The sequence below is a fragment of the Enterobacter sp. SGAir0187 genome (assembly GCF_002952735.2).
GTDB classification, from domain to species: domain Bacteria; phylum Pseudomonadota; class Gammaproteobacteria; order Enterobacterales; family Enterobacteriaceae; genus Enterobacter; species Enterobacter quasiroggenkampii.
This window is the reverse complement of sequence record NZ_CP025034.2, coordinates 4,389,630-4,406,053: the sequence shown is the minus strand read 5'-3', so window position 1 is coordinate 4,406,053 and position 16,424 is coordinate 4,389,630. Positions and strand designations below refer to the sequence as shown.

The window sequence follows — 16,424 nt, the reverse complement described above, 5'->3', positions numbered from 1 at the left end:
GATGCGTGAGGGGCACAATCACCGCGTATTACTTCCCGCCCAGTCCTTTTTTCGCCAGCTCCTCTTTGAAGTTGTCGCGGGTAATCAGCACCACGTCGGTCACTTCGGTAAATTTGGGCGGCTCAGCCCCTTTGGTGACCCAGTTGTAGAGCATCTCGCTGGATTTGTAGCCGTGAACGTCCGGGCTTGGCAGCAGTGAGCCGTAGAAGCCGGTTGCCTGCGCTTTGGAGAGCTCGCTGACGGCGTCAACGCCGTTGATGCCAATCCCGATCACGTCAGGCGCTTTGAAGCCCTGACCTTCCGTCGCGCGCACCCCGCCCAGCACGGTGTTGTCGTTCATGCCGACCACCAGCCAGTGTTTGACTTCTGGATGCTGCACCAGCATTGAGTTCGCGGCGTCGAATGCGCCCGGGATATCGTTGGATTTGGTTGGGACTTTATAGATCTGTTTTTCCGGGAAGCCGGCTGCTTTCAGCGCGTCCATTGACCCGGTCGTACGACGACGTGCCGTGTCCAGCTCATCCGCAGTGATGGCCATTACCGCGGTCTCTTTGACATCCCAGCCGCGTTTTTGCATCTCTTTATAGAGTTCCTGGCCCTGACGCTCACCGATTTTGGTGGCCGCCATCATCACCAGCGGAACGCTGTCCATCGGTTTGCCTTTGGCGTTAACGAACTGATCGTCAACGGCGATGACCTTCATGTCATAGCCCCGGGCCTTGGCCGCGATGGCCGAGCCCAGCTTTGGATCCGGCGTGCAGATCACAAAACCTTTCGCGCCGCTGGCCGCCAGGCTGTCGATGGCGTTCAGGGTTTTCTCACCGTCAGGCACGGCGATTTTAATCACTTCAAAACCTAAGTCTTTCCCGGCCTTATCGGCGAATTTCCACTCCGTCTGGAACCAGGGCTCTTCAGGCTGTTTTACCAAAAAGCCGAGTTTTAAATTCTCAGCAATAGCGGATTGTGACATAACGGCAGCCAGACCGATGGCCGCCAGCGCTTTAGTAAATTTGTGCATGGTAAACTCCAGCTTTAGCGTTCTTTTCTGTAGGGAATATATGCGTGCTTCTTATTTAATCGGACTTAAAACAAGGCATTAGCGCTTACCTCGTCATAAGCGTTATTGCTGGTGATAGTTTTAGCGGGAAATTAATCATCCATAAGAGAGCCCCATCACACCGCAGAATTACAGTAATTGCGTACATAAATTCAGCGAAAAATGACATAAAAAAGGCAGTATTTGTCAGACAAATGAAATGAAGGTAAGCAGGATTATCCATAAGATTAGCTAAGATATCCCTGATGCCTTTTAACAGGCGTGAGGACGCCAGACGTCAGAACGCTGCAGCATGTTTTTCATCAAAAACGCAGCACGTCCGGAGCGTTATTTATTTCGTAGAATTTGATTTAGCGCAATTTTATTAATGCATCATATATTAGAAATAATTAACCCGTAATTCACTCTTTTACGGAGCATTATTCCGGCTTAATATCCCCAAAAGAGTAACAGTATATCTCTTCGTTAAAAATCATTAATTATCAATGGATTAATGAGAGGGAAATTGATGGCGAGCTAATTGTATTTCTGTACTATATTAAAGTTTGTAATGTATGGTAAACACAGCCTATTTAAGAGTTTTCTTAGACCACAGACAAGGGTATGCTTATTTATATCGAACACAGGAAGTGAATTTCGGTCGACTTCGTTTACTGCAGAAAGCGTATTTCTGCTCTTTTCTTCGTATTTGCCTGGCGCTCAGGTTAAGCAACGGACATCACGTCCCACCGTCAATAAGGATATGAGTATGGCTACCCAAACGATGATGCAAAAACTTAACGCGCAGATGAACCTTGAGTTCTATGCCTCCAACCTGCACCTGCACTTAAGTGCGTGGTGCGCTGAGAACAGTCTCACGGGGTCTGCCACCTTCTTTCGCTCTCAGGCGCAAAGTAACGTCACCCATATGATGCGGGTCTTTAACTTCCTGAAGGCCTCAGGGGCAAATCCCGTCGTTAAAGCCCTTGATGGGATCAACGAGAGCTATTCTTGCCTGGAAGAACTGTTTCAGAAGACGCTTGAAGAGTATGAACAGCGCTGCAGCACCCTCAGCAAACTGGCTGATGAAGCCAAAGCGCAGCAGGATATTACGACGCTCAGATTCTTACGCGATATGGACAAAGAGCAGCAGCAGGATGGCCTGCTGCTGAAGACGCTGGCGGATGAGATCCATAATGCGCAGCAGGCAGGTTTATGTCCTGAGCAGACCGACCGTCACCTGCTCGACATTGTAGCGGTGCAGCACCACTGAGTTTTTGGCCTGCTTCCGTCCCGGGGAGCAGGTCCCCTTCCCCTCTCCAACCTTCTGCTTTTGCTGAAATTTAACAAATCAGATCTGGCTCCCAATGATTAACCACACAACGTGTGATGATTTATTTAATTACATAATCATTGACGAGGGAGCATCATGATCACCATTGAGTTTGTTGTCATTCTCCTCTGCCTGCTGACGGGTACGCGTTTCGGCGGGATGGGGCTTGGGTTAATCAGCGGTATTGGTCTTTTTATTTTATGTTTCGTCTTTGGTCTTCAGCCGGGTAAACCCCCGGTTGACGTCATGCTGACCATTCTCGCGGTGATTGGTTGTGCCGCTACTCTGCAAACGGCGGGGGGCCTCAACGTCATGATGCAGTTTGCGGAACGCCTGCTGCGCAAACACCCGCAGCACATCACCCTGCTCGCTCCGTTTACCACCTGGATGCTGACCTTTCTGTGCGGCACCGGCCATGTGGTCTACACCATGTTCCCCATCATTGCGGATATCGCCCTGAAAAAAGGGATCCGCCCGGAGCGCCCCATGGCCGTGGCATCGGTAGCATCGCAGATGGCGATTACGGCCTCCCCCGTTTCGGTTGCCGTCGTGTCGTTGGTGTCCATCCTGGCGGCCCAGCATGGGATCGGTCACGGGTGGGGGATCCTGGAAATACTTGCCGTGTCGGTTCCCGCTTCGCTTTTCGGCGTGGCCATTGCGGCCCTGTGGAGTTTACGCCGTGGGAAAGATTTGACCGACGACACGGAGTTCCAGGCAAAGCTGAACGATCCTAAACAACGTGAATTTATCTATGGCGGAACGGAGACGTTAATGAATCAGCGTTTCCCAAAACAGGCCTACTGGTCCACGTGGATTTTCTTTGCCGGTATTGCCGTGGTCGTTCTGCTGGGGGCCTTTCCTGAGCTGCGTCCGGCCTTTGAACTGAAAGGCAAAATGACGGCCCTGTCGATGAACCTTGTCATCCAGATGATGATGTTAATTGCGGGTGCCGTGATGCTGATGGTCTGTAAGGTCAATGCCTCCACGATTTCTAACGGCGCGGTGTTCAAGGCCGGTATGGTCGCGATCTTCTCGGTCTTTGGCGTGGCGTGGATGAGCGATACTTTTTTCCAGGCGCATCTCGACGAGTTAAAGCTGGCGCTGGAGGGCGTGGTGAAAAGCCACCCGTGGACGTATGCCATTGTTCTGTTTCTGGTGTCAAAACTGGTGAACAGCCAGGCGGCGGCACTGACGGCGGTTGCGCCGATGGGGCTGATGCTGGGCATCGATCCGAAAATGCTGATCGCCTTTTTCCCGGCATCATACGGTTATTTTGTCCTGCCGACCTATCCCAGCGATTTGGCCTGCATCGGCTTTGACCGGTCAGGCACGACCCGCATCGGGAAATTTATCATCAACCACAGCTTCATTTTGCCAGGGCTGATTGGGGTGAGCTGCGCCTGTGCGGCGAGCTACCTGCTGGTTCAGACGTTCTTCTGACAACATCAAAGGGCGACACATGCCGTCGCCCATTTCCCTGCTTTAGTGAGATTCACCCTGTGGCGTGAATCGCAGCTCGATCAGCGCGATGGCTTTCTGGATCGCACGAAGCGTTACCGGGTCAGCGGCAGCAGGATGGCTGGCGAAGTCGATGTTTTTCAGCTGCGTAGACATCTTCTCGCGCACTTCAACCGGCGCAATCACGTCCAGAACATCAAGGATTTGTTTGATAACCAGCTGGCAGGCGACAACGTCAGAGACCAGTTCCTGATCGGCGCTCAGGTTTTGTGACATGGGGGCTTTCTCCTTATTTAAAGGCCGCCATAGTACCAAAACACGCCCCCTGACATCTTCCCTTCATCGCCTGCAGGTACAAAAAAACCCGCCGAAGCAGGTTTTTTTATCAGAACATGGCGCCCGGCGGCACGTCTTTGAAGGTGCGGCAGTAATTGGCCCACATACTTTTCAGGATTTTGCGCAGTTTCACGATGATGCTCCATTAACTTGTTATATAACTTTATTGTCAACGTGCCTATAATATGACCACCATCACAAAAATCAATACTTTTGTGACAAACATCACAATTTAATCAGCAAGTGTCCTGATGGCGTTCACCTCTGACCCGTTGCGAAGAGTGAGGGCAGATTGTCCGGCTATTCCAGCCATTGCGGCGGGCATCTGCGGGTACGATAACGTATTTCCATCCACTCAGAGCGAACCATGAAAAGAGTCATTGTAGCCGGCACACTCCTGCTGCTCGCGGGGTGCAGTATTAACCGCCAGGCTGAAGTCAGCAGCCTCGACGCGCCGAATGGCATCGTCCGCCTCGACTACGGCCAGGCAGCGCTGCAAAATGCGTATTCCGATGAGTATGTGAACAACGGCACGGCGGTAAAAGCCTGTCAAAATATGGGGTATGCCACTGCCTCGGCCTATGGTCAGCCCATCAAAACCTGCACCCTCATTAGCGGCTCGTTGTGTCTGAACGAGAGCGTGACTATCCAGTATAAATGCCTGGGTTACGCCGTGAACCCTAAGTCAAATAATCCGTGGTATTAATCCAGACTGCCAGCCTGTGCTGGCAGTTTATTTCATTACGAACAAAAACAATTCTCATTAATAAATAATAAATCGCCAATGCGTTTTATTCCCATTCGTATTTTTAATAAATAAAATAAAGATTTTACGTTTTGCAAATAATTAAATAACAAATTATAGTGTCGCTCATTGTGAACCAGAAATAATAACCCGGAGCGTCACCATGCTGAAAACTGAAATGATCGACAAGCTCAACGCGCAAATGAACCTTGAGCTGTTTTCGTCCCTGCTCTACCAGCAGATGAGCGCCTGGTGCAGCTACCACAGTTTCGAAGGCGCGGCCGCGTTTCTGCGTCGTCACGCGCAGGAAGAGATGACCCATATGCAGCGTCTGTTTGATTATCTGACGGATACCGGCAGCCTGCCGCGCATTGAAACCGTGGCTTCCCCTTTTGCTGAATATAATTCTCTCGATGAACTGTTCCGCGCCACCTACGAGCACGAGCAGCTGATCACGCAGAAAATTAACGAACTGGTTCATGCCGCGATGACCAGCCAGGATTATCCAACCTTTAATTTCCTGCAGTGGTATGTAGCCGAACAGCATGAAGAAGAGAAGCTGTTTAAATCCGTGCTGGATAAATTATCGCTGGTGGGTAAATCCGGTGAAGGTCTTTACTTTATTGATAAAGAACTTTCCACGCTTGATACGCAGAATTAATTTCAGCGCGGTGCCGGTTTCCGGTACCGCGTTAATTTACATACACCCGGCACAACTGGTACAGCGCCAGTCTTGGGGATTCACGGCCTGGTAAAAATAGCGGTAGCTGGACGTCTCCAGCGGAATACCCCTCTCGTAGAACATATCCGTCAACCAGTCGACATTCTCGATAATCCACTCATCTTCCTGTAAGCCTTGTGCAAAGGTCTCATCTTCAGGATCTATAACCGAATAGATCCCCCAGGTACCCATATCCTTTTCGCGGCGGGACTCGGGAAGGTTCAGGGGCTGATTCTGCCAACTGATTATCCAGTGGCCATGGCACAACAGGTTACCACCCCGGCTCCATGCCGCGGTAAAGGGATTTTCCCCCGCCATAAGACCCTCACTTAATTTGATAATTTATATTTATTGTTTACGTTACGCCGGAATGTCGCGCAGCAGTATTGCCCTTATGAGGTAGGCATAGGCCTGGGCCATTAATACGTAAATAATTTTTTACACCACTTGTAACGGTGATTTGACGAGTAACGGCTTTTCCCTTACTCTGCGCCGCAGATTTTGTCGCGGTTAAGAAGCGTTGTAGAGGAAAGCGTGAAAAACAGAACTCTGGGAAGTATTTTTATCGTCGCCGGAACGACAATTGGCGCAGGAATGCTGGCAATGCCTCTGGCAGCCGCGGGCGTGGGATTTGGCATGACCCTGCTGCTGCTGGGCACGCTCTGGGCGCTGATGTGTTACACCGCCCTGTTGCTGCTTGAGGTTTACCAGCACGTACCCGCCGACACCGGTCTGGGTTCGCTTGCGGCACGCTATCTCGGACGCTACGGCCAGTGGCTAACCGGCTTTAGCATGATGTTCCTGATGTACGCCCTGACCGCCGCCTATATCAGCGGCGCCGGGGAATTGATCGCCTCCAGCGTTAACGACTGGTTTGGCTCTGACATTACCCCTGCGACGGGCGCCATCTTCTTTGCGCTCATCGGCGGCAGCGTGGTCTGCGTCGGGACGTCGCTGGTTGATCTGTTTAACCGTTTTCTGTTCAGCGCCAAAATTCTTTTCCTGATTGTCATGCTGGTGCTGCTGGCGCCGCACGTGCATAAGGTCAACCTGCTGACGTTGCCGCTGGAAAAAGGGCTGGCGCTTTCCGCGATCCCGGTCATTTTCACCTCGTTTGGCTTCCACGGCAGCGTGCCGAGCATCGTCAGCTATATGAACGGCGATATTCGCAAGCTGCGCCGCGTCTTTGTGATCGGCAGCGCGATCCCGCTGATCGCCTATATTTTCTGGCAGCTGGTGACGCTGGGCAGCATTGACTCTTCAACCTTTATTGGGCTGATGGCGCAACACGCTGGACTGAACGGTTTTCTGCTGGCACTGCGTGAGGTTGTCACCTCGCCGCACGTGGAGCTGGCGGTACACCTGTTTGCCGACCTGGCGCTGGCAACCTCGTTCCTGGGCGTGGCGCTTGGCCTGTTTGATTATCTGGCCGACCTGTTCCAGCGTCGCAATACTGCCGCAGGACGGTTACAGACGGGGGCGATCACCTTCCTGCCGCCGCTGGCGTTCGCGCTGTTTTATCCACGCGGGTTTGTGATGGCGCTGGGCTACGCGGGAGTGGCGCTCTCGATCCTTGCCCTCCTCCTCCCTTCCCTGCTGGCATGGAAAAGCCGTCAGCAACATCCTCAGCAAGGGTATCGCGTGGCGGGGGGGAAACCGCTGCTGTGCGTTGTGTTTGGCTGCGGGGTGGTGATTATTCTGGTGCAGGTGTTGATTGCAGCCGGGATGCTGCCGGAAGTGGGTTGAAATGTATATCTCAATGGCAAGTCCATTTTCTATGTAATCGCAGGGGATAATTCCGTTCACTAATATTCTTCTGCTACCTGTTTTGTCCGCTGCGGTGAACGTGTTAAGGGGGCTATCGCCGCGCATCCATGCGCGTCGCCCGGGCCTCCAGGAAACGATTCGGCGATTTTAGCCGGACTCCCGCTCCCTCCATCATCGTCTGCATGGGGCACGGGTGTTGCATCCCCGCTAAAATCGGCGAACCGGAGTCCGGGGGACAAGGGCTGGACGCCATGGATGGCGGCCAGAGGCGAAGCGAGACAGGATGTCGAGTTGAGCCGACCGCAGGCAAACGGTCGTGAGGTGAGCGCAGTGCGAAGCACCGATTTTCCGCGGGGCCGCGGGGATCGATAAGGGGGCCGCGGTGGCCCCCTTATCTCGTTCACAGGTTAAGATCGTATTATTTTCTACTGACTGGAGGTGAACGAAACAAATCCACCTAAGTTAATAAAAAATTGATCAGTGCAAACAGCAGCTCTTAAATTTCTTGCCACTGCCGCAAGGACACGGATCGTTACGCCCGACCTTCGTGCCGTTCACAATCGGCTTCTTCGCTTCCGGCTGCTGCGGGTTGTTCGCCCAGTAGTTATACAGGCGCAGCGCCGCAGGCTGGATGCTCTTGATGCTGGCGATGTACTCCTCTTCGGACAGTTCATCCAGCTTGTCGCTGTTCTCTTCCGTCCCGTGTAGCGCAATCGTATCAAGATCGGCCTTCAGGGCTTCCGGCAAGGCAGACCAGTCCGTCAGCGCCACGCCGCGCATATAGCCGTAGCACCACTCTTCCACCACGGTATAACTCTCACCGTCCACGTCGTTATAGCCAAACATCGGTTCGAACTGATCCGGGTATTCGCTCAGGCGCTCGGCAATATCGTTCATGTGCTTAAAGCAGAGATCGATAAAACGGTTCATCTCACGATCGTTTTTCCAGCGCGGGATATATTTCTCGCCGCCCCACACCGCCACCAGCCAGGCATCTGGCTCAACGACAACAGGGCCGGAAAGCACTGCGGTAAGCATGCCGTCCAGTTCGGACACGTCAATCACGGACGCGTCATCATGACCGTAAGACATTAACGTCTCTTCAAGCCACGCCATTTCGCTTTCATTCAATGGGCCTTCAGTCATCGCTGATACTCCTGAAAAAAAGGAAACGATCCTAACACATCTCTCACGCCTCTCCGGGCTGAAGTTTAGGTCTTTATTGCTGCAAAAACGTGCAAACCGTGACCTTTGCACAACTTATGGGCTTTATTGTTAACGATATGTGATCTCCGCTGTAATTTCTTCTCCTCCCGCAAGGCGGCATAACGCGGCGCTCTATACTCAAACATGTCACAAGCCCGTCAATGGGTTAACCATTCTGGCAACGTTTTTGCTTAATGTTCTTCGCGCGACGCTGCGCAGGGATACCTCGCCGTATATGCAGGATGCCGTCTGTATTTTGTTCGTTTAGTGCATTTTGTTCTTGCTCGTGTTTCGGATTGGCTGCGCCGTCGGGCGTTCGGGTTTACGCCGTGGTGCAAAAACCTCTTTGCTAAGGAACATAATAATGTCGCTGAAATTTATCAGAACTCCTCTTTCTCTTGTGCTGGCCGGTTGTCTGGTGACGGCGTTTTCCGCCCGGGCAGATATTGTGATTGGCGTGGCCGGGCCATTCACGGGACCGAACGCCACCTATGGCGATCAATACTGGCACGGCGCAACGCAGGCTGCTGAAGACATTAATGCCGCCGGTGGCATTAATGGTGAGAAGATCAAACTGGTTCAGGGAGATGACGCCTGCGAGCCTAAGCAGGCCGTTGCCGTCGCCAACCGTTTAGTTGACCAGGATAAAGTCAACGCCGTGGTCGGCCATTTCTGCTCCTCTTCCACCATGCCCGCCTCCGAGGTGTATAGCGATGCGGGGATCATCGCCATTACCCCCGGTTCAACCAACCCGCTGATTACCGAACGCGGCATGAGCGATATGTTCCGCATGTGCGGCCGCGACGACCAGCAGGGTCAGGTTGCCAGCGACTTCATTATCGACAAGCTGAAAGCCAAACGCGTGGTGATCATTCACGACAAAGACACCTATGGTCAGGGTCTGGCTGACGCCACCAAAGCGGCGCTGGCGAAACGCGGAGTTCAGGATGTGATGTACGAGGGGTTATCCCGCGGTGAAAAAGACTTTAACGCGCTGGTCACCAAGATCGGCGCGCAAAAACCGGACGTCGTGTTCTTCGGTGGCTGTCACCCGGAAGCCGGTCCGCTGGTTCGCCAGATGCGTGAGCAGGGCGTACAGGCGAAATTCTTCTCCGGGGACTGCATCGTCAACGAGGAGATGGTGACCGCGGCGGGCGGCCCGCAGTATACCAATGGCATTTACATGACCTTCGGTAAAGACCCGCGCCTGATCCCGGACGGCAAAGCGGTTATCGAGAAATTCCGCGCCGGTAAATTCGAGCCGGAAGGTTACACCCTCTACTCCTATGCCTCCGTACAAGCCATTGCCGCGGCCTTCAAGGCCACCGGCGGCAAGGATTCTGCCAAAGCCAGCGAGTGGCTGAAAGCCAATTCCGTCGACACGGTGATGGGCAAAAAAGCCTGGGACAGCAAAGGCGATCTGAAGGTCTCTGACTACGTGGTTTACCAGTGGGACGACAAAGGAAAATATAAGGAAGTGCAGTAACGGGACGGAGTCACGCTCAACGTCGACGGGCTCGCCCGTCGGCGCGTAATAAACATCAGGCTGCGCGGCTCGCGCAGCCTATAAAACGAGCGCGCTAAGATGAGTACATTCTTCCTGCAACAGTTAATCAATGGTTTAACGCTGGGTTCCGTCTATGGCCTGATCGCCATCGGCTACACCATGGTGTATGGCATTATCGGCATGATTAATTTCGCCCACGGCGAAGTGTATATGATTTCCGCCTATCTCTGCGCTATTGGCCTGGCGCTGCTCTCGTTCTTCGGCCTGCAGTCGTTCCCGCTGCTGATCCTCGGCACGCTGGTGTTCACCATTGTGGTTACCGGGGTGTACGGCTGGACTATCGAGCGTATCGCCTACAAACCGCTACGCAACTCCACGCGCCTGGCGCCGCTGATCTCCGCCATCGGGATGTCGCTTATCCTGCAGAATTACGCGCAGCTCAGCCAGGGCCCGCGCCAGCAAGGGGTACCGACCATGCTGGACGGCGTCATTCGCCTGCATCTGGGCGAAGGGTTCGTGCAGATAACCTACACCAAAGTGTTTATCCTGGTTGCCTCGTTTGCCGGCATGCTGGTGCTCACCTGGATAATCAACCGTACCCGGCTGGGGCGGATGTGCCGCGCGGTCCAGCAGGATCGCAAAATGGCCTCCATTCTGGGAATTAATACCGACCGGATTATTTCGCTGGTCTTTGTCATCGGCGCGGCGATGGCGGGCCTGGCGGGGGTGCTGATCACCATGAACTACGGCACCTTTGATTTCTACGTCGGGTTTGTGATCGGTATTAAAGCCTTCACGGCGGCGGTACTTGGCGGCATCGGCTCGCTTCCCGGCGCCATGCTTGGTGGCCTTATCCTGGGCGTGGCGGAAGCGCAGTTCTCGGGCATGGTGAACTCGGACTATAAAGACGTCTTCTCGTTCGGCCTGCTGGTCATGATCCTTATTTTCCGTCCCCAGGGACTGCTCGGGCGCCCAATAGTGGCCAAAGTGTGAGGGAGAGAACGATGACATCACACGGTTTTTCACTTAAACGCTGCATTCTGGACGCGGTTTTCTCCGGGCTGATTGCGCTGATTATCTTCGGCCCCATAGCCGGCGTGGTGCTGGACGGGTACAGCTTTACCTTCGCCGGGCAGCGACTGGCCTGGATGGTGGGCATCGTCATGTTCGGGCGTTTTCTGCTAAGCACCTTTTTAGGTACCGCTGCGGGCGCCCGTTTCCAGGCGCGCTTCGAAGCCGATAGCGCGGGCGTATATGTCCGACCGCCGGAATACAAAAGCCGCATGCGCTGGATTATTCCTCTGGTGATAACCCTTGCGATTTGCTTTCCGTTTGTCGCCACCAAGTATGTGCTGACCGTCGCCATTCTCGGGCTGATCTACGTGCTTCTCGGCCTGGGTCTGAATATCGTCGTGGGTCTGGCCGGTCTGCTGGATCTGGGGTATGTCGCGTTCTATGCGATTGGTGCGTACGGCCTGGCGCTGGGATACCAGTATCTCGGCCTGGGCTTCTGGAGCATGCTGCCGCTCGCGGCAATCATGGCCGCCGCCGCAGGCGCCCTGCTCGGCTTCCCGGTACTGCGCATGCACGGTGACTATCTGGCCATCGTCACCCTCGGATTCGGGGAGATCATTCGCCTGATACTGAACAACTGGCTGACCTTCACCGGCGGCCCCAACGGCGTGTCTGCCCCACCCCCGACTTTTTTCGGTCTGGAATTTGGACGACGGGCAAAAGAAGGCGGCGTGCCCTTCCACGAGTTTTTCCACCTGACCTACAACCCGAACATGAAGTTTATCTTTATCTACGCGGTGCTCTTTCTGGTGGTGATGCTGGTGCTCTACATCAAGCACCGCCTGACGCGCATGCCGATTGGTCGGGCGTGGGAAGCCCTGCGCGAAGACGAAATTGCCTGCCGCTCAATGGGGTTGAATCATGTTCTGGTTAAGCTTTCCGCCTTTACGCTGGGCGCGTCCACCGCAGGCATTGCCGGGGTGTTCTTCGCCACCTATCAGGGGTTCGTGAATCCGACCTCCTTTACCTTCTTTGAATCGGCGCTGATCCTCGCCATTGTGGTGCTGGGCGGGATGGGCTCGACGCTGGGCGTGGTGCTGGCCGCCTTCGTGCTCACGGTCACGCCGGAACTGCTGCGCAGTTTTGCCGAGTACCGCGTCCTGCTGTTCGGCATGCTGATGGTGGTCATGATGATCTGGCGTCCACGCGGTTTGATCCGCATTAACCGCAGCGGGTTTGCCGTGCGTAAGGGCGTCGCGCCATGAACGAAACAATATTACGCGTTGAGCATCTGATGATGCATTTTGGCGGGATTAAGGCGCTAAATGACGTTAACCTGGACGTGCAGCGCGGCTCCATTACCGCCCTGATTGGGCCCAACGGGGCGGGAAAAACAACCGTGTTTAACTGCCTGACGGGCTTCTACAGGGCCTCCGGCGGCAACATTTTGTTTAACACCCGCAATAAAACGACCAACGTGATTCAGGTCCTTGGACAAAAATTCCAGCCGGGTGACTGGATTAACCCCGCGCAGTTCGGGCAACGTCTGTTCTACAAAATGTTTGGCGGAACCCACCTGGTCAACCGTGCCGGGCTGGCGCGCACGTTTCAAAATATCCGTCTTTTTCGCGAGATGTCGGTCGTGGAAAACCTGCTGGTCGCGCAGCATATGCGCGTCAACCGCAATCTGCTCGCCGGGATCCTGAATACGCCGGCATACCGACGGGCGGAAAGCGACGCCCTGGACAGAGCCTTCTACTGGCTTTAAGTGGTGGATCTGGTGGAGTGCGCCAATCGCCTGGCGGGAGAAATGTCCTACGGCCAGCAGCGGCGACTGGAAATCGCCCGGGCAATGTGTACCGGGCCGGAAATGATCTGTCTGGATGAACCCGCCGCGGGGCTGAACCCGGTTGAAACGCACAAGCTGAGCGGGATTATTCGCTTTCTGCGGGATCATCATGACATCACGGTATTACTGATTGAGCATGATATGGGAATGGTGATGGAAATTTCGGACGACATTATCGTGCTCGACCACGGCGATGTGATTGCCAGGGGGAAGCCCGAGCAGATCCAGCATGATGAAAAGGTCATTGCCGCCTACCTGGGCACGGATGAAAGCGAGGTCTCCCTATGAGCGAACCGCTGCTGGCCTTTCGCGAGGTGGATGTGTTTTACGGCGTCATTCAGGCGCTGAAGCAGGTCTCTCTTGAGGTGAATAAGGGGGAAACCGTGGCGCTGATTGGCGCAAACGGCGCGGGTAAATCGACATTGCTGATGTCCATCTTTGGTCAACCCCGTATCCGCAGCGGACAGATCCTGTTCTGTGGTGAAGACATCAGCCATCAATCCACCCACTACGTCGCGTCCGGCGGCATTGCGCAGGCACCGGAAGGCAGACGAATCTTCCCGGATATGACCGTTGAAGAGAATCTGCTGATGGGAACCATTCCCATCGGCAATCAGTTTGCGGTTGAAGATATGCAAACCATGTTTGAGCTTTTCCCTCGCCTTAAAGAGCGACGTAAACAGCGCGCGATGACCATGTCCGGCGGGGAGCAGCAGATGCTGGCGATCGCCCGGGCGCTGATGAGCCGTCCGAAGCTGCTGCTGCTGGATGAGCCCAGCCTGGGCTTAGCCCCGATTGTGGTGAAGCAGATCTTCCAGACGCTGCGAGAGCTGGCCCGCAGCGGTATGACCATTTTTCTGGTGGAGCAGAATGCGCACCATGCGTTGAAGCTGTCTGACCGGGGGTATGTGATGGTGAACGGACAGATCCGGCTGAGCGGCAGCGGTGAGGAATTGCTGGGAAATCAGGACGTGAGGAAGGCGTATTTGGGCGGGGTGTGATGTGATACCTAAGGAACCATTAGAAATATTTTTATATAAATAACAATAAGATATTCACGAAAAGTATAGCACGCAATGCCTTGAGAAGGCCTGAGTTTGTTGATTTATTAGTCTTTGACAATCACGTCAAACTCACTGAAAAGGAGCGTTCAGAATGGCTATACCCGCATATTTATGGCTCAAAGATGACGGAGGTGCGAATATTACAGGTTCTGTAGATGTTCAGCACCGTGAAGGTAGCATTGAGGTTTTATCGTTTGGCCATGGTTTACACATTCCAACCGATGGCAATACAGGGAAACTAACCGGTACCCGCGTCCACTCCCCACTAACAATCGAAAAAGAGTTTGATTCATCCTCGCCTTACCTTTACCGGGCTGTAGCAACTGGCCAGACCCTAAAGTCAGCTGAAATCAAATGGTACCGTATCAACGATGCAGGGCAGGAAGTTGAGTATTTCAACATGCTTTTAGAAAATGTGAAAATCGTAGGGATAACGCCTGTAATGCATAACGTAAAAAATCCCTCAATGGAAAAACACAATCACCTTGAGGCGATAGAACTGCGTTATGAGAGAATCACATGGAAGCACTGCGACGGGAATATCCAGTTTACTGACGGGTGGAATATTCGGGTTACAGCATGATTATTGCTCGCTATGCATTGAATGGCTTATCGTCATCTATTCTTACCGTTCCGGGTATAGGAAACTTTCCGGCATTCTCAGGCCAGCTCTATGGCAGAAACAATCCGACTATGGCAAGCAAACCAGAAATCGGACCAATCCCGCCAGGACGTTACTTCATTGTGAACCGACAGAGCGGAGGCAGGCTCGGAGGACTAAGTGATTTTGCCCTGAAAAATATTTATGGCACCGATCGCTCAAAATGGTTTGCCTTATACAAAGATGACTGGCAGATAGATGATCAAGTATTTGTTGAAGGTGTCCGGCGTGGCCATTTCCGCCTTCATCCGATAGGACCAAGAGGGTTAAGCGAAGGCTGTATAACCCTTCTTCATCTGAGTGACTTTGATTACTTGTACGAAGCTCTTATGAAAACAACTATGATGCCGGTACCTTGCACGAGCTTTAAAGCTTACGGGACAATAACAGTAACATGAGGACTTTTATAGAAATCACCTTCAGCCTTGCAATCGGTCTTATCAGTTTTCTTTTATATACGCGCTGGCTTTTTATTTTGATACCTGTCGAATGGGCTTATGCCGTGATGGACCATTTCGGGACATACGGGATAGAAGAACTGGAGGATACGTTAGTCGATATCGCCTCTTTGTTTGGATTGCTTCCGGCCTTTCTTACAGGTTTGTTAGTAAGAAAAGCAGTAAAAAGAATGTGATTTATGAGCCTTCAGGCTTAGCCTCAAAGGCTTTTTTGCCCCGGAAACGCAAAACCCCTAATCGCTGGACACCCAACTTTCGGGGTTCACTTCATTTCGGTGGTTACACGATAACGTCGTTAAATAAAACTGTCGTCGTCATTGCTGTAGTCGTCATCTACATCGTCGTTCTGCCAGGCGTCGTTATTACTGCCGAAAGGATCGTTCTGATTGAGGAAACGGGTGTCAGAGACGTTATTAACGTCACCGTATTGATTACCGACAAACGGTTCACCACCGACGGGCATTGTCGGTTCTTCGATGATGTTCACGATCTCTTCCGGCCGCGACTGATGGAACATGCTGGTAAGCATCTCGGCAAGCGCGATGCCACCGGCCACGCCAGCGGCTGTCTGGAGCGCGCCAGCCATAAAACCACCGCCGCGAGTAGCTGGCGCTGGCGCCCGAGAGTAATCCTGCGCCGGTGGCTGTTGCGGCTGGGCATTCCAGCTGTTGTCAGGCTGCGGGTTACTTTTCCCGCCACCAAACAGGCCGCCAAGGAAACTGCCGCCCGTCGAGGGTTTGCTTTTTTGCGCGGCTAATTCGCTTTCAAGCTCCTGAATCCGGGCCTGCAGGCGTTTCAGCGCCGCTTCCTGAATCAAAATCGACTGCGCCATATAGTAGGGGGCCGCAGGCTGCTGTCTGACAAATTCAGCGATCTGACGCTCTGCATCTGCATCCCGTTGGCTGTTTTGTTGTCCGGCCTGTTTAAGACGCTCGAAAAGGCCGTTGATAAGCTGCTGTTCTTCATATTGCATGACAATAACCTTCCGCTCTCCAGGGTGGATGCCAACGAGTTTATCAGCGGCGGCAACCTGTGTCTGGCAAGTGAAATGTTTGTTTAAGATTGGTTGCAGGTTAGCTAAAAATCGCCTTGCTTTCTGGGCTTGATAGTGGAGCGTTAGGCTTAACACTCTGGTATGGCAAGAAATTCCCGGGGACAGCACGACCGTGATTATGATGAGATACGCTCACTTCGCGCTAAACTGGAGGCACAAAAAAACCACCTTTCGGTGGTTTCACGACACTGCTTATTGCTTTGATTATTCTTTGT

17 protein-coding genes and 1 pseudogene are annotated in these 16,424 nt (G+C 53.3%); 12 read left to right on the top strand and 6 right to left on the bottom strand.

Translation table 11 applies throughout. The features are described from left to right. Window positions 1-28: 28 nt before the first annotated feature. Window positions 29-1,018, bottom strand: a complete 990-nt coding sequence (gene araF, locus CWR52_RS21075) for an arabinose ABC transporter substrate-binding protein AraF (protein ID WP_008500409.1) — start codon at window positions 1,016-1,018, stop codon at window positions 29-31. 787 nt (window positions 1,019-1,805) lie between these two features. Between araF and CWR52_RS21070 the strand changes: the two genes are divergently transcribed. Beyond that, entirely contained in the window at window positions 1,806-2,309 is a 504-nt protein-coding gene (locus tag CWR52_RS21070; protein WP_104950661.1) for a non-heme ferritin-like protein, read from the top strand. Between the two features lie 156 nt (window positions 2,310-2,465). Further along, entirely contained in the window at window positions 2,466-3,809 is a 1,344-nt protein-coding gene (locus CWR52_RS21065; RefSeq protein WP_104950660.1) for an anaerobic C4-dicarboxylate transporter, read from the top strand. A 42-nt stretch (window positions 3,810-3,851) separates the two neighbouring features. Here CWR52_RS21065 and CWR52_RS21060 read toward each other — a convergent pair whose 3' ends face one another. Together CWR52_RS21060 and azuC are read right to left on the bottom strand one after the other, a co-directional pair. Continuing rightward, entirely contained in the window at window positions 3,852-4,103 is a 252-nt protein-coding gene (locus CWR52_RS21060; protein ID WP_008500405.1) for a DUF2766 family protein, read from the bottom strand. A 109-nt stretch (window positions 4,104-4,212) separates the two neighbouring features. Further along, window positions 4,213-4,296, bottom strand: a complete 84-nt coding sequence (azuC, locus tag CWR52_RS21055) for a stress response protein AzuC (protein ID WP_014884364.1) — start codon at window positions 4,294-4,296, stop codon at window positions 4,213-4,215. Between the two features lie 234 nt (window positions 4,297-4,530). Here azuC and yecR point away from each other — a divergent pair, with 234 nt between their 5' ends. Both yecR and ftnA read left to right on the top strand, forming a co-directional pair. Then, a complete protein-coding gene (gene yecR, locus CWR52_RS21050; RefSeq protein ID WP_045908178.1) occupies window positions 4,531-4,869 on the top strand; it encodes a YecR family lipoprotein in 339 nt (112 codons plus the stop codon). Window positions 4,870-5,071: 202 nt separating this feature from the next. Continuing rightward, complete coding sequence (gene ftnA / locus CWR52_RS21045; RefSeq protein WP_014884366.1) at window positions 5,072-5,569, top strand: non-heme ferritin; 498 nt, start codon at window positions 5,072-5,074, stop codon at window positions 5,567-5,569. Window positions 5,570-5,605: 36 nt separating this feature from the next. On the opposite strand, the gene CWR52_RS21040 is transcribed toward ftnA, so the two are convergent. Beyond that, window positions 5,606-5,947 (bottom strand): hypothetical protein, encoded by a 342-nt coding sequence (locus CWR52_RS21040; RefSeq protein ID WP_104950659.1) that lies wholly within the window; start codon window positions 5,945-5,947, stop codon window positions 5,606-5,608. A 216-nt stretch (window positions 5,948-6,163) separates the two neighbouring features. Here CWR52_RS21040 and tyrP point away from each other — a divergent pair, with 216 nt between their 5' ends. Further along, on the top strand, window positions 6,164-7,375 hold the full coding sequence (gene tyrP, locus CWR52_RS21035; RefSeq protein ID WP_104950658.1) for a tyrosine transporter TyrP: 1,212 nt from the start codon (window positions 6,164-6,166) through the stop codon (window positions 7,373-7,375). 498 nt (window positions 7,376-7,873) lie between these two features. On the opposite strand, the gene CWR52_RS21030 is transcribed toward tyrP, so the two are convergent. Then, entirely contained in the window at window positions 7,874-8,542 is a 669-nt protein-coding gene (locus tag CWR52_RS21030; RefSeq protein WP_104950657.1) for a YecA family protein, read from the bottom strand. A gap of 424 nt (window positions 8,543-8,966) precedes the next feature. Here CWR52_RS21030 and CWR52_RS21025 point away from each other — a divergent pair, with 424 nt between their 5' ends. The 7 genes and pseudogenes from CWR52_RS21025 (at window position 8,967) to CWR52_RS20995 (ending at window position 15,095) form a co-directional block, all read left to right on the top strand. Beyond that, complete coding sequence (locus CWR52_RS21025) at window positions 8,967-10,088, top strand: branched-chain amino acid ABC transporter substrate-binding protein (protein ID WP_023312277.1); 1,122 nt, start codon at window positions 8,967-8,969, stop codon at window positions 10,086-10,088. Between the two features lie 99 nt (window positions 10,089-10,187). Beyond that, window positions 10,188-11,102 (top strand): ABC transporter permease subunit, encoded by a 915-nt coding sequence (locus CWR52_RS21020; RefSeq protein ID WP_032646250.1) that lies wholly within the window; start codon window positions 10,188-10,190, stop codon window positions 11,100-11,102. A gap of 11 nt (window positions 11,103-11,113) precedes the next feature. Next, window positions 11,114-12,388 (top strand): high-affinity branched-chain amino acid ABC transporter permease LivM, encoded by a 1,275-nt coding sequence (gene livM, locus CWR52_RS21015; protein ID WP_104950656.1) that lies wholly within the window; start codon window positions 11,114-11,116, stop codon window positions 12,386-12,388. Beyond that, window positions 12,385-13,260, top strand: a pseudogene (locus CWR52_RS21010) (ATP-binding cassette domain-containing protein). The gene livM and the pseudogene CWR52_RS21010 overlap by 4 nt, the downstream one beginning before the upstream one ends. Then, a complete protein-coding gene (locus CWR52_RS21005) occupies window positions 13,257-13,973 on the top strand; it encodes an ABC transporter ATP-binding protein (protein WP_104950655.1) in 717 nt (238 codons plus the stop codon). Before CWR52_RS21010 ends, CWR52_RS21005 begins: the two are co-directional and overlap by 4 nt. Window positions 13,974-14,127: 154 nt before the next feature. After that, on the top strand, window positions 14,128-14,619 hold the full coding sequence (locus CWR52_RS21000) for an Hcp family type VI secretion system effector (RefSeq protein WP_008500392.1): 492 nt from the start codon (window positions 14,128-14,130) through the stop codon (window positions 14,617-14,619). After that, window positions 14,616-15,095 carry a DUF2778 domain-containing protein gene (locus CWR52_RS20995; protein WP_104950654.1) on the top strand — a complete coding sequence of 160 codons (480 nt, stop codon included), beginning with the start codon at window positions 14,616-14,618 and terminating at the stop codon, window positions 15,093-15,095. Before CWR52_RS21000 ends, CWR52_RS20995 begins: the two co-directional genes overlap by 4 nt. A gap of 355 nt (window positions 15,096-15,450) precedes the next feature. On the opposite strand, the gene CWR52_RS20990 is transcribed toward CWR52_RS20995, so the two are convergent. Continuing rightward, entirely contained in the window at window positions 15,451-16,128 is a 678-nt protein-coding gene (locus CWR52_RS20990) for a DUF2076 domain-containing protein (RefSeq protein ID WP_104950652.1), read from the bottom strand. Window positions 16,129-16,424 lie beyond the last annotated feature (296 nt).